We start from the raw sequence: 13,258 nt of genomic DNA on the forward strand, positions 1-13,258 counted from the left end.
TGCTCGATATTGTTTCAGTTACAGATTTATAGGTAACGAGTTTTCAGGTGATCTTGGAAGAATTTAGCATTCAGCGTTTCACCTGTCGCGCCTTTCACCAATTCGTCGGTAGTTAGCAGGCTGCCTTTGCTCCAAATATTATTTTCAAGCCAGTTGAAGATAGGCGAGAGGTCGCCAGACTGAATCGCTTGATCTACATCGACGGTTTGCTTCATCGCAGCCATGAATTGCGCTGCGTACATTGCGCCTAGTGTGTAGCTTGGGAAGTAACCAAATGCGCCATCTGTCCAGTGAATATCCTGCATACAGCCATTGGTAAAGTTACCTTGAGTGCTTAGTCCAAGGTAAGCTTGCATCTTTTGGTTCCACAGCTCCGGCACATCAGTGTGCTTGATGTCGCCATTGATCAAGTCACGCTCAATCTCATAACGCAAAATAACGTGCGCAGGGTAGGTGAGCTCATCGGCATCAACACGGATGAAGTCTTTTTTCACTCGTGTGTAGATTTTCTTAAAGTTCTCTTGTTCGAACTCAGGGCCGCTGAATTGGTTGCCAGCCATACGAGCCAAATGAGCAATGAAAGCATCGCTTCGGCCAACTTGCATTTCGAAAAACAGAGATTGCGACTCATGAATACCCATAGAGCGCGCTTCACCAGCTGGCGTGCCTGCTAATGCTTTTGGTAATCCTTGTTCGTAGCGTGCGTGACCAGTTTCATGAACGATCCCCATCAGCGATTGAACAAACTCAGACTCATCGTAACGCGTGGTAATGCGCACATCAGAAGGGACACCACCACAGAAAGGGTGGACACTTTCATCTAGGCGACCATGTTCAAAATCGAACTTAAGAAGCTTCATAACTTCAAGGCCAAGGGCTTTTTGTTTATCTGTAGGGTAGTTACCGGCAGGAACGATCAATTGTTCATTAGATTGCTTGTCGATAACCTGATCGATTAAGCCTGGAAGCCAAGTTTTTACGTCACTGAATAGAGTATCAAGAGAGGCAGAACTCGTACCCGGTTCATAGATGTCTAGCATCGCATCGTATGGTGTTAGGCCTGCAGCGTCAGCTCGAATTTGTGCTTCTTCTCGTGAAAGCTCAACCACTTCACGCCAGTTTTTCTCGAAACCGACCCAGTCATTTTCGCCACGTTGCGTACGCCAAGCATGCTCACATTTAGAACCCGCCAAAGATTTAGCCTGAACCAATTTCTCAGGGAGTAGGTTAGCCTGCTGCCACTGTCTTTTGATTTCACGCAGTGACGATTGTTGTTCTGTATTTAAATTTTCATTCTCAGCATCTGCAATCCAATCAGCGAGCTGAGGTTGAGTCATAAGCCCGTGAATGTGAACCGACAATTCGGCCATCGCTTCACTACGTGCTTGATTACCACCAGAAGGCATCATTGATGCGGCGTCCCAGCCACAGATTGCAGATAAATGTTGGAAGCGTGAACATTTTTGAGAATGTTCAACCAGTTTTTTGAATGCGCTCATCATAATTCCCTGAGAATAAAAGAAATAGTTTAGCAACCAACGAGATAGTGACCAATAGGTTTGTTCTACAAAGCGACCTTGGTTGTAAATAATTTGTAAACCTGAAAGCTTGGCGTTTTATAAAATGGGTTGGTAGGAGTAATACAAAGCTTAACAAGCGGGGATAAATTGAGTTAATCTGCATCATATTGATAATGTTATGCCTCTGATTTATTCACTTTAGATATCAGCAGGCAAGCAAAGCGTTTATTTTGCAAGGATGCGTTTATGATACTGAACTTTGAAGCTTTTATAGTGGCCATTACCATTTTGACGCTCACGCCCGGATTAGATACAGCAGTGGTGATTCGCAACACCACCCGTTCAGGAATGAGAGATGGGGCGGTAACAAGTTTTGGTGTTTGCTTAGGTTTGTTTGTGCATGCGACGTTCTCGGCGATCGGTATCTCGGCGATTCTTCTTCAATCTGCAGAGCTGTTCCAAACTGTTAAGCTTATTGGTGCGGCATATCTGATTTGGTTAGGTGCTTCTAGTCTTTACGGCGTCTTCAAAGGTAATGCTGGTTTTGAAGTGTCAGATGCTAAACATGAGAAATTGAGTGTATCCCGCTCTCTTAGAGAAGGGTTTCTCTCTAATGTGTTGAACCCGAAAACGGCGGTTTTTTATCTAGCCTTCTTACCTCAGTTTATTGACCCTCAAGGCTCTCCGTTTATGCAGTCGATGTTGATGGCCGGGATTCACTTTATGATTGCAATGGTGTGGCAGTGTGGCATCGCGGGTGCAGTAGGTTCAGCAAAGCAGCTATTCAAGAGTCCTAAAGTGATTGGTTGGATGGAAGGCGTGACAGGCGCTGTATTGATTTCATTAGGTATCAAATTGATGCTGGAAGAGCCGCCAACGCCAACAGCCTAATGACTGAATGTTCCAGATAAATGAAAGCCGAATTGTTCTACTTCGGCTTTTTTGTATGTGCGATATTACCAATCTGTTCGCTTACACCATTGACGGTTTACGCGTGCTCTTTGGTTCACCTTTCATCGTCATTTGGCTAAAGAACTGCTTTGTCTCTTCGATTACAACATGACGCAGAAGGATCAAACCTATCAGGTTTGGAATTGCCATTAAGCCATTCACGATGTCTGCTAGAAGCCAAATCACATCGAGCTTTAGGAACGCTCCTGATGCCACCAATGCAATGAAGATAACCTTGTATGGAAGAACCGCTTGAGTACCAAACAAGAACACAACACAGCGCTCACCGTAGTAGTTCCAACCTAAAATTGTAGTAAAGGCAAAGAAGATAAGACCTACAGATACCAGCATTGGGCCGAGCGTATCTGCATTTAAGCCAACAGCAAACGCATGGGTCGTCATCGCAGCACCTGAAAGGTCCGTTTGCCATGCACCCGTTAAGATAAGTGCCAAACCTGTCATCGTACAGATGATGATGGTGTCAAAGAAGGTGCCCGTCATCGAGATAAGCCCTTGTTTAACACATGAATCAGTTTTTGCTGCCGCTGCAGCCATTGGCGCACTACCTAGGCCAGATTCGTTAGAGAATACACCGCGCGCAATACCGGATTGAATAGCCAGCATGATGCTTGCACCCAAGAAACCACCGGTTGCAGCCGTATTAGTGAAGGCCGACGTGATCACTAGGCTAATTGCATCAAGCAGTTGGTCTGCATTTGTGACTAAAACACTCATACATGCGACGATGTACATGACCGCCATCGTAGGAACCACTTTACCCGCTACTTTCGCGATAGATTGGATACCACCAAGGGTTACCACAGCAACAAGCAGTGTTAACACAACAGCTGATAGTTCACGTGACGCACCAAAAGAGATTTCAGTTGCGTCTAGAATCGCGTTCACTTGAGGGAAGGTACCGATACCAAAGCAGGCTACACCAAGAGCGAAAACTGCGAATAGTACCGCTAGGATTCGAGAGCCAACCCCGTATTGCAGGTAGTACATTGGTCCGCCGACCATCTCGCCTTTACTATCGACTTTACGATATTTAACGGCAAGAAGGCACTCTGCATACTTTGTCGCCATGCCGAATAGAGCTGCTAGCCACATCCAGAAAAGCGCACCCGGTCCACCAAGTTTAATAGCAGTAGCAACACCAACGATGTTACCCGTACCAATAGTTGCGGAAAGGGCAGTACATAAAGCAGCAAAGCTAGAAACATCACCATGACCAGATTTGTCTTTGGTGAACACCATCTTCAGAGCGGTTGGTAGGTGTCTAAACTGGAGTAAGCCTAAGCGAAAAGTAAAGTAGATACCTGTACCAACGAGCAAAGCAAGCAGCGGTGGACCCCAAACAAGTTGGTTGATGGTTTGTAATGTTTCTTGTAGATAGTTCATAGGTTCCCCTTAATAAATAAAAATTTAAGGAGAAGAGTGAAAGGGCAGTACAGATCAATGAGATCGCACTACTTAATACATTATTACTGTAGTTAGTGTTCTGAATTAAGGTTGTTGTTTTCCACTCCTCTGTCCTTTTGCCTGAGAGTTTCACTTAGCGAAAAACTTACTGAGAAGTTTTGGTCTCTAAGCTTGCTCCTTCGGCGACCGATTTAACGGTTCTCTCCAGAGGTTCCTCCAACGACAGTCCTCGCTTTTCTGATTTTCATCAGTATAAAGCACCTGAAAGATTTACTTCTTCGGCGGGTCAATCTAACTAAATGTTAATATTTAGTTAATAACCACTCTCCTGCAGTCTTCATCGGAACAATTACCTAATTAATTAGATAATCTGTAGGCGTATCCTAGATCAGAAAAAGTGTGATGTCAGCAGCAAAATATCTGTTTGCACAAATCTTGCTCAACTAAATGATCAAACAACGCTACCCTGACGTAACTTGCTTATTTAAATGGTATAAAATAGAGAAACAAGGAGGAGTTATGACTCGACTGATTGCGATTGTTTTTTTATTAGCGTTGGCATTTGTACTGTTTCGTTATAGAACCAACGAAAAAGTGCAGAAAAGCGTAGTGATTGTCATCGTAAGTAGCTTTTTGTTGTATACCGCGAGCTTGATGTTTTCGGAGTTGACGCGCTAACAAACAGGGATAGGGCTTGTAATAAAGCCTATGAGTGAAATAAAACTATCACCTGTTGTTGCTAGACTTGCGGTGACGGCGTAACGTAAACGAATTGGGAGTACCTTTGTGAGCCAACATTCTGGGCAAAATGAACAAGATGAAGTGGTTGTCATTGAAGAACGCGATAAGCGAAGCCAGCTATACATAGGTATTGCGGCCGTGATGGGGTTGGCGCTAGGTGGCTTGATTGGCTCTTCAGTCACAGCTTCCAAATGGGAATCTACCTATCAAGTTCTAGAAGCTCGTTACCAAGAATTGAACAGCAGCAAACAACAACTTGTCACGCAAGTGGAAGCCAAGGTCGCGAAAGTCGATTCTGAGATCGGCAATCAGGTTGAAGCTGCACTTCAAGAGCAAGCAATAGTTCACCAAAAAGAGCTGGATGAACTCTCCAAGCAGACGGCGGTATTAGAAAAGGCCAACTACTCGTTAGAACAACAACTTAACGAGCAAAGAGTCGCACTTGATCAATCTGAAAAGGATAATGAAAAGCTAAATCGTCAAGCAGATATGCAATCGACCATGTTTGAGCGTTCACGTGAGCTGTTTCGTAAGGAGCTGCAAATTACCCAATCACTGGAAAAGCTTGAAGCAGAGCGCGATAACCTTGAGCCTAATTTAAAGCCACTCAAGAAGCAGTGTGACACCTTCCTTGAAGGTACATCTTGGGATGCAAAATCAGATTCTTGTGACAAACTTGATGCAGCGAATTCTCGCTTAAGTGACATCAGACAGATGATAGAAGTTCATAGAATGGATCTTCAACAAATCAAAGATCTGACCGAAGAGATTGGACTGTAAGCTTTTACGTTCTTTTTTAACTTCGCCCAAACGAAAAAAAGTCCATATCATTGTTTGATATGGACTTTTTTATTATTGGTATCTTTCAATAAGAAGGCGTTTTAAAGCACTATCTTATTTACCGTATGTTTTGATCTCACCTGACTTAACTCGCGCCACAAATGAATGCAGTTCTTTTTTCACGACAGGCATTAGGAAGTAAAGACCAAGAATGTTGAAGATAGACATCGCGAAGATAGCAGCATCTGAGAAGTCGATTACTGCACCAAATTGAATTGTCGCACCAATGACAACGAACACACAGAACATTACTTTGAACACAAGCTCAGTTGCTTTGCCTTCACCGAATAAGTAAGTCCATGCTTTCAGACCGTAGTATGACCAAGAGATCATAGTAGAGAAAGCAAACATGATAACAGCAAGAGCAAGCGTGTATTTGAAGAAGCCAGCTGTTTCAGTAAATGAAGCTGCTGTCAGTGTTACACCTGTTAGACCTGAACCATCGAATGGACCTGTGTTTAGACCTGCAATAGTGATAACAAGAGCTGTCATTGTACAGATTACAACGGTATCAACGAACGGTTCTAGTAGTGATACAAGACCTTCTGTAATTGGTTCTTTCGTTTTAACTGCAGAGTGAGCAATCGCAGCAGAACCTACACCCGCTTCGTTCGAGAATGTCGCACGTTTCAAACCTTGGATTAGGGCACCGATGAAGCCACCTACAACACCTTCACCAGTAAATGCACCAGTAAAGATAGCACTGAAAGCAGGGCCTACTTGATCAAGGTTAGAACCGATAACAATCAGAGCCATACCGATGTATAGCGCTGCCATCCAAGGTACAACACGTTCAGTTACAGAAGCAATTGAAGGCATACCACCAACGATTACAGAGAAAACCAAACCTGCTAGTACAAAACCAGTAATAATGCCGTACTCACTTGGGATATCGAACGCGTAAGTTAGCATTGCGTGAGCTTGGTTGGCTTGGAACATGTTACCGCCACCCAGAGAACCCAAAATACACATTAGAGCAAAGCCGATAGCCAGTGCTTTACCTAGTCCGCCCATACCACGTTCGCTTAGACCTTGGCTTAGGTAGTACATTGGACCACCAGATACGACACCTGAAGGTAAGATGGTGCGGTATTTAACACCTAACGTACACTCACAGAATTTTGATGCCATACCAAGAAGGCCACATAAGATCATCCAGAATGTTGCACCTGGACCACCAATGGCAAGGGCAGCACCTACACCTGCAATGTTACCAAGGCCGACGGTTCCGGAAAGGGCAGTAGCTAACGCTTGAAAGTGAGAAACCTCGCCGTCTTCTTTGGAGTTAGGATCTGTGTATTTGCCTCGAATAATGTCGATGGCCATACCCACGCGCTTAAATTGAACGAAGCCAAAATAAACAGTAAAAATGAGAGCAGCGAGTAATAACCAACCAACGATGATTGGGAAGTTAGCTTCGCCAACTGGCACACTTTTGAATATTAATCCAACGAACCAACCAGTATATTCGTTGAAAAAACCATCAATACTTTGACTTAAATTACTGATTGTTTGATTAAATGACCCTTCTTCTGCAAATGCGGTGGAACTGAATAATAATATAAACCCTAAAAATAATGCTTTTATGTTTTTCATGGTTTTCCCTGTATTTTACTAAATTTTATTTTACTGCTGTTGAGCTTGCTTTCTATTAACTTTTATTTTCAATAAGTTATCTACTCATTGGGTTAGCAACAAACGGCTTGTAACCAACTCAATACTCCGAATAAATATAATTACTGAACAAGTTTTATATGGATATAGCTTCTCTATGTGTGATTAAGGCTGTTCTATTTTTATAACTAACCTTGTTGATAATCCTATACATAAAAATAATAGCATTAAAGATATTTTTACAATTAATTTACATTTGTTTGGGGTTTGTCATCGTTTTGAGTAAGTCATTGTTTTGAAATTGCGATTATTAGCTCTTTAGAGTGGACATCAGTTTGCGTGTGGGCTCAAACGTATGGAATTGTGTTGATCTTGTTGCGTAGAGGAGTGTTTTGAGCTTCTTAAGGCTGTTACCAGCGCTGTAAAAGACTGACCGGATAGGGGAGCATGTGCTGACGACTTGATTCTATATTTCAGCTATAGAAAAGTTAAAACTACATAGGCCGCTACTTTATATTAAGTGAATAGAAAAGCCCTTTATTAAAAAGGGCCTTTTGGAAAGTACTGTTAGTGTACGTTATTTTTATAACCAACTACTCATATTGCTAATGGTTATTATCTATAACCTGCAGTTAGTTTTTTAGATTTGTAATACAACCTAATCGTTAGCAGGGAAGCCCAAAGAGCGACTTGTGCCCACAATAAAGTCCATTGCGGGGCTATTTGTTGCCAAGTTGCCCCCATCTGATTTATCCCCAAAAAACCTTGAATCGCAGGTGTGCTTGGAAAGAGCTGTGAGAGGGAAACCAACCAAGGTGGCATCATCTCTATAGGCCATATAAAACCGGATGAGAAAATCAAAGGCATAGAACTGATCAAAACCACGACCGTGACCCATTCTCTTCTTGGTACAAATTCACCAATCAAAATACCCACTAAGCAGCTACCCACAAGGAATGGAAGCAATAGCGTGAGCAATTGACCATGAGTTGCCAGAGAATTGATACCGTAGAAATCAAAGCTCGCGCCAAAGTAGTACATAGCGAGCAAGTAATAGATACCTACGAGGACACAGCAGCGAGCAACAATCAACTTTAAGCTCGATACCCGTGACCAATATCCTGGCGTCGCTTGGCTGTTTTGGGTAGCACCAATTAAACCAGATGCCATCGCCAGTGTTTGCTGAAGTATCAACACGAATACCGCAGGTACAACATAGTCGATATAGCCCATACGGCTATTAAACGTTGGTTTCAGGTTTAGACTAAAAGCGTTGTAGCCATTTACTGCGCTCTCTAAAGGCATTCCTTCCACGAGGAGATGACTCACTTTGACTTGTGCGGCAAGCGTGCCACCAGCTTTAGCCAAACCTTCAACAATAGTGCCGTATACAAGAAAGAATGAAGCGTCTCCTGCATAAGAGAGTGTCGGGCTCTTACCAAGCAACAGATCTTTATAAAAGTTCTCAGGAATCACCAAAAAGCCGCCTATCTCTTGATTGAGCAGGGCTTGCTTTGCATCTGCAAGGCTAAAATCGCGGCGAGTAATGTCGATTTGAGGTGTAGCATCGACCATGCGTTCCAACTGATAACTGCTTTGGCTGCGATCCAAATTCACAACCGATGCTTTCAATTGTTGAGGTGTCTGCTGTGCGTAAGGCAACGGATAAAGAAAAGAGTAGAAAATCACTCCGCCGAAGACGGTTAACAACACCACAGGGTTACGAATGACCGCTAACAATTCGTGCTTAATAAGTTTTATGAAGCTGATTGGTTTCATTGTACGGCTCCATTAACAGGTTGTGCGTTTAGGTGTTTGCGAATTAGCAACAGTGTGGTGATCGCTGGAACCACATACCCAAGCGTCGGTAATAACTGCATTAGGGTTTGAGCGGTACTGATACCATAACTTGATAGTGCAGTTTGAGCTTCAATGTAATGGCTAATCGGCAATAGACTACGCCAAGCTTGTGCTGCCGCATTCATGTCTGTTACTGGAAAGGTAATGCCCATGAACGCAAAGCTAGGGGCGGTAAAGGCCCCTGCGAAGCTCATGGCTCTTGCAGGATCTAAGGTAAGAAAGAAAAAAGCACTTCCCATGACCATACAACAAACAACAGTAACCGCCTGCGCAAATATAAGTGGGATAAAACTTCCGTGGTAAGGCCAATCTAACAACACGTAGAACCAACCCATAAAACCAAGACCAACCGCTAAAAAGAGCGCGACGTAAGGCAGTAGTGTTGAGCACAGCTCTTTTGCAGGCGAGCACCCAAGCCATGCTTTAAGGCCACGCTCGCGGCAGTTGGCCGCCAAAACTAAGATGGTGCCAACGACAATCATGATCTGCCACAGGGCAGGGATGATAGCCGAAACTAAGAACTGTGAATAACTCGTGTTCTTATTGAACAGCGGGGTAATTTGACTCTGGACTGTCACTGCTTGGCCAAGCGCCGATTTCACGGTCGTATCCCCATGAGATAGTTGTTTGACTACCTCAACTTGAGCGTTAAACGTGCCTTGAGCTTGTAACAAAGCCGAGTTGACCAGTTTACCAATCAGAATAAATTGGCTGTTATAGAACACTGAAACCTGAGGGTTTAGTCCAAGGTAGATATCGCGCTCAAAGTGCTTTGGGATGACCACATAACCATATATATCACGAGTGATCATGGCCTGTTTCGCTTGATTGATATCACTGTATTTCTGCGTGACCGCTAAAGTTGGTGATGCATCAACTAGGCGCACAAACTGTTGCGATAATTGACTATGGTTTAAGTTCACTACTGCTACAGGTAGATCACGAGCAATGCCTTGAGAGAAAATCAACCAGATACTCGCAGCCAGCAATAATGGTATCCAAGTTAGACTCGACCATAGCCATTTGTCTTTGCGCACGATTTGCCACTGACGCGTTATTTCACTATCAGTGGTTTGCAGATCGTGAAGTTGAGGTGAATAGGACATAAGTGACCTTACAGCTCAACGACCAAGCTCATACCCATGCGTAACGTATCTTTGTTATCGACAGGGCGGGCTTCGATTTCAAACGTTCTTAGGTCAAAACCTTGTGCAGCATCCGTTGAGCGCCATGTGGCAAAATCACCCATTACCGCAATATGGCTAACTTCGAAAGTGATTTTCTTATCAAGTGCTGGAAGGTAAGCGTCGAACTGAGAGCCTTTTTCGAAGTACTTAAGGTGATCTTCTCGAACATTGAGTACAGCCCAGGCGTCTTGAGTGTCTATGACGGTAACGACTGGAAAGCCTTGAGGTGCGAGTTCACCACTACTCAATAGAACTTGAGCAACTTCACCATTAAACCAACTGTGGATTTGTGTATCCTTAGCGTAAGCCTCAACTTCGGCGACCGCACCCGCTGCCATTAGTGCTTTTTGAGCAGCTGCGATTTTGGTTTCGTCACGAGCACCTTCTTGCGCCAACTTATACATTTGCAGCGCTGCACTTTCTGTATATTTCGCAGCTTGCCACTGTGTCTTCGCCTCATCACGCTTTTGTTCAGCGACTACACCATCTTTATAGAGATTGTTGACTCGTTGATAAGTTTTCTCCATTAAATCAGCGGCTGCTTTGGCTTTTAACCATTGATCTTTCGCAGCTTGGATTTGTTGCTCACGTGCGCCTTTCTCGGCTTCTTGTGCAAGAGCGCCTGCTGCTTTTTCTCCCGCTTTTGCTTGCTCTAACTTGGCATCAATCTCTGGGCTAAGTAACGAGAAGACCAATTGACCTTTTTCAACGGTATCGCCTTTACGAACGAATACTTGGTCTACGCGACCTGGTACTTTAGAAGAAATGCTGTATTGCTGAGCATCGATCTGACCTTGAATCTTAATCGGTTGTGGTAGATATGCTTGATAAAAGCTGTATCCAACCCATCCAATAATGCCAACACCGATGATTGAAGCGAGAAGTGGTTTAACAGATTTCATGAATCATCCTTTTGTATTGGCGTTGTGAGAATTTGGGTAAACGGCAGAGGTTGAATAGCTTGGGAATGCATTCATCTCACTGCTAAGTGCTAGTAGTTTGTTCAGAGAAACGAGATATTGGAAACGAGCGACCGACTGTTGAGTCTTGATGCTCGCAAGGTAGAGCTCAGCATCAACCACTTCTAATGACGTAGAAAGTCCTTGATTGAAGGCTTTCTTACGCAGAGATAAGTTTTCTTGCGCAAGAGATAAGCTCGAATTCAGGCCTTGTACCTCTTCAACGGACTGTTGCGCTTCAAGGTAAGTCTTCTGAACTAACACTGTTAGATCTTGCTTTGCTTGAGATTTTAAATATTGAACTTGAGAAACTGCACTGTGGGCAGCGGCTACTTTGTCAGAGCGACCTGATGTATCGACTAGTGGTACATTGACGCCAATGCCGACCAACCAGTCAGGTTTCATTTCGCTGGCAAGAGAGTCATCTTCATAAAGGTTGTAGTCACCGTATAGGTAAACCTCAGGGTAGTACTTGCCTTTCTCTGCTTTAATTAGGCTGCTGGCTTGTTTCTCTTTGGCATCTAAAATGCTCAAACCTGGGTATGTCGTCAGCGTCTGGTCAACAAAGGTGTCCATGTTTGGAAGGTTATTATTGATAAACAGGGCTTCTGATGGTTCGACAGTCTCTGAAAGTCCAAGGATCTGTGTTAAAGCGAGTTGGGCGATTTTAAGGTCGTTTTGAGCTTTGGTTCTTTCGACAATGGCTTTGTCGAGAGAAGCGTCTGCCTGTAATCGCTCCACACGTGCAATCTGACCTTGCTCTTCAAGCTTAATCGCGAAATCTCGGTGTTGAGTTAAACCAGCTTCTACAGCTAAACGGGTTTGAACGACATCTTGAGCGAGAATGACCGAGAAGTAGTATTTGGTCAGATCTTCGTAACGAGCCTGTTTCTCCATCAAGAACTGGCTTTGCGCCTCTTCACTTTGGCCTTCAGCCGCAGTTTGAACAGCCGTAATTCGGCCACCTGTGAAGATAGGCCACACGGCACGAATAGAAGAACTAAAGATGTCTTGTTCTGTAATGGTTGAGGTGATTCCACCTAAACCACTAATTAAAGCCGGCGGAATTGGGATTCCTAAGTTAGGCACACCACTCAAACTATCCGCAAATTGCTCGCCATTGATGGTTACATCGCTATCAAGATGGGTGTAATTGGCGCCTAAGGTGACTGACGGTAAGTTAAGGCTGCTTGTTGCGTTTTGAAGGTGCTGATAACGCTCGACATTTGCTTGTTGAGCCGCTAAAGAGTTGTTGTTTTGTTGCAGCAGGTCCCATGCATCAGGGAAGGAGAGAGGCGCTGCAAAACTGGCTGAACTTGCGCAGCTTATTAGCAAGGCAACCAGTGAAAACTTTGGTCTGAATTTTGGTGATGTCATCTTCATACTTACCAAATTAGAGTAATGACTCTAATGTTAACAGGCCGATCCACATTTGTCTTGAACTGATTGAGTTATTACATGTGGTTCAGGTTCGATGATGGATTAGAAATAGAAAGAGCACGTTAGGACGTGCTCTTTAATTTAGTATAGAAGTGATTGTTTTAAAATGAAGAATATTCTAATCAAAGCCTGGGCAGTGATGATCTGCACGCCAAACTAGATGACGCGAACCCTGCATTGTTTGAAGCAAATCTCTTCCGGACATTTGTGGGAACGCCAACAACACTTTTAGATCAAGTGGCTGAGTAGCATCTTTTTCATAAGCTCTGACGTGCGTAAATGTCGGTTGTAAGTTTTTGAACAGCATGGCCTTAGTAAGGCAAATTCCAAAAGAATCGCGTTTCATTGCCTGGTTTCCTTTTCAACAATGTTATTACGTTATGTTTTTAATCCGTTTTGAAATCGACAGCGTCACTTTTGCCAATCATCATTTATTATTGGAGTGTCTGAAAACTAAAGACTACCTCTTTTGTTGTTGTGATTTTGGTGGAGAGTTGACCCTGACCAACTGGGTTTGTTCAACCACCTTGACGTAGGTGGGCTCATTTCCTACGTGCTCTTGTGACACATACGATAATCTTTAATTGTTACCAATGTGTTACTGGTTTCGTTGTGTCTGCTTTCAAGAGAAACGGCTTCTCTTTATTGATAGCTTTATGCTTAATTCCTTATGTGCAACTAGTATAATTGTATTTTTTATAACCAACCTAAAAAACAGCTA

Annotated in this window: 11 protein-coding genes and 1 riboswitch; of the genes, 3 read left to right on the plus strand and 8 right to left on the minus strand. The window is 43.6% G+C overall.

The genetic code is table 11. From position 1 onward, the window contains the following. Nucleotides 1-26: 26 nt before the first annotated feature. Nucleotides 27-1,499, minus strand: coding sequence for a carboxypeptidase M32 (locus tag L1D60_RS08955; RefSeq protein ID WP_239840770.1), 1,473 nt, complete (start codon nucleotides 1,497-1,499; stop codon nucleotides 27-29). Nucleotides 1,500-1,766: 267 nt separating this feature from the next. Between L1D60_RS08955 and L1D60_RS08960 the strand changes: the two genes are divergently transcribed. Further along, nucleotides 1,767-2,411, plus strand: coding sequence for a LysE family translocator (locus tag L1D60_RS08960; RefSeq protein WP_239840771.1), 645 nt, complete (start codon nucleotides 1,767-1,769; stop codon nucleotides 2,409-2,411). A gap of 81 nt (nucleotides 2,412-2,492) precedes the next feature. Here L1D60_RS08960 and L1D60_RS08965 read toward each other — a convergent pair whose 3' ends face one another. After that, complete coding sequence (locus tag L1D60_RS08965; RefSeq protein ID WP_239840772.1) at nucleotides 2,493-3,875, minus strand: sodium:alanine symporter family protein; 1,383 nt, start codon at nucleotides 3,873-3,875, stop codon at nucleotides 2,493-2,495. A gap of 119 nt (nucleotides 3,876-3,994) precedes the next feature. Beyond that, nucleotides 3,995-4,114, minus strand: a riboswitch (glycine riboswitch). 301 nt (nucleotides 4,115-4,415) lie between these two features. Between L1D60_RS08965 and L1D60_RS08970 the strand changes: the two genes are divergently transcribed. Both L1D60_RS08970 and L1D60_RS08975 read left to right on the plus strand, forming a co-directional pair. After that, on the plus strand, nucleotides 4,416-4,574 hold the full coding sequence (locus L1D60_RS08970) for a hypothetical protein (RefSeq protein ID WP_239840773.1): 159 nt from the start codon (nucleotides 4,416-4,418) through the stop codon (nucleotides 4,572-4,574). A 108-nt stretch (nucleotides 4,575-4,682) separates the two neighbouring features. Beyond that, on the plus strand, nucleotides 4,683-5,417 hold the full coding sequence (locus tag L1D60_RS08975; protein ID WP_239840774.1) for a chromosome partitioning protein ParA: 735 nt from the start codon (nucleotides 4,683-4,685) through the stop codon (nucleotides 5,415-5,417). Nucleotides 5,418-5,531: 114 nt separating this feature from the next. Here the strand turns inward: L1D60_RS08975 and L1D60_RS08980 are convergent, their stop codons facing one another. From L1D60_RS08980 to L1D60_RS09005, 6 genes are all read right to left on the minus strand, one after another. Further along, on the minus strand, nucleotides 5,532-7,073 hold the full coding sequence (locus tag L1D60_RS08980; protein ID WP_239840775.1) for an alanine/glycine:cation symporter family protein: 1,542 nt from the start codon (nucleotides 7,071-7,073) through the stop codon (nucleotides 5,532-5,534). A 633-nt stretch (nucleotides 7,074-7,706) separates the two neighbouring features. Further along, a complete protein-coding gene (locus L1D60_RS08985) occupies nucleotides 7,707-8,861 on the minus strand; it encodes an ABC transporter permease (protein ID WP_239840987.1) in 1,155 nt (384 codons plus the stop codon). 5 nt (nucleotides 8,862-8,866) lie between these two features. Continuing rightward, nucleotides 8,867-10,057 (minus strand): ABC transporter permease, encoded by a 1,191-nt coding sequence (locus L1D60_RS08990; protein ID WP_239840776.1) that lies wholly within the window; start codon nucleotides 10,055-10,057, stop codon nucleotides 8,867-8,869. 8 nt (nucleotides 10,058-10,065) lie between these two features. Then, nucleotides 10,066-11,040: an efflux RND transporter periplasmic adaptor subunit gene (locus tag L1D60_RS08995; protein WP_239840777.1), complete on the minus strand. Its 975-nt coding sequence runs from the start codon at nucleotides 11,038-11,040 to the stop codon at nucleotides 10,066-10,068. A gap of 3 nt (nucleotides 11,041-11,043) precedes the next feature. After that, the gene (locus L1D60_RS09000) at nucleotides 11,044-12,480 is read right to left on the minus strand and encodes a TolC family protein (protein WP_239840778.1); all 1,437 of its coding nucleotides are present in this window, start codon (nucleotides 12,478-12,480) and stop codon (nucleotides 11,044-11,046) included. Nucleotides 12,481-12,655: 175 nt separating this feature from the next. Beyond that, complete coding sequence (locus L1D60_RS09005) at nucleotides 12,656-12,883, minus strand: hypothetical protein (RefSeq protein WP_239840779.1); 228 nt, start codon at nucleotides 12,881-12,883, stop codon at nucleotides 12,656-12,658. Nucleotides 12,884-13,258 lie beyond the last annotated feature (375 nt).

Source organism: Vibrio sp. Isolate30 (assembly GCF_022397975.1).
GTDB classification, from domain to species: Bacteria; Pseudomonadota; Gammaproteobacteria; order Enterobacterales; family Vibrionaceae; genus Vibrio; species Vibrio fortis.

Bases quoted from the DNA above. Each gene is read 5' to 3' on its own strand.
- L1D60_RS08955 (WP_239840770.1), bottom strand. From the start codon at position 1,499: ATGAGCGCATTCAAAAAACTGGTTGAACATTCTCAAAAATGTTCACGC.
- L1D60_RS08960 (WP_239840771.1), top strand. From the start codon at position 1,767: ATGATACTGAACTTTGAAGCTTTTATAGTGGCCATTACCATTTTGACG.
- L1D60_RS08965 (WP_239840772.1), bottom strand. From the start codon at position 3,875: ATGAACTATCTACAAGAAACATTACAAACCATCAACCAACTTGTTTGG.
- L1D60_RS08970 (WP_239840773.1), top strand. From the start codon at position 4,416: ATGACTCGACTGATTGCGATTGTTTTTTTATTAGCGTTGGCATTTGTA.
- L1D60_RS08980 (WP_239840775.1), bottom strand. From the start codon at position 7,073: ATGAAAAACATAAAAGCATTATTTTTAGGGTTTATATTATTATTCAGT.
- L1D60_RS08990 (WP_239840776.1), bottom strand. From the start codon at position 10,057: ATGTCCTATTCACCTCAACTTCACGATCTGCAAACCACTGATAGTGAA.
- L1D60_RS08995 (WP_239840777.1), bottom strand. From the start codon at position 11,040: ATGAAATCTGTTAAACCACTTCTCGCTTCAATCATCGGTGTTGGCATT.
- L1D60_RS09000 (WP_239840778.1), bottom strand. From the start codon at position 12,480: ATGAAGATGACATCACCAAAATTCAGACCAAAGTTTTCACTGGTTGCC.
- L1D60_RS09005 (WP_239840779.1), bottom strand. From the start codon at position 12,883: ATGAAACGCGATTCTTTTGGAATTTGCCTTACTAAGGCCATGCTGTTC.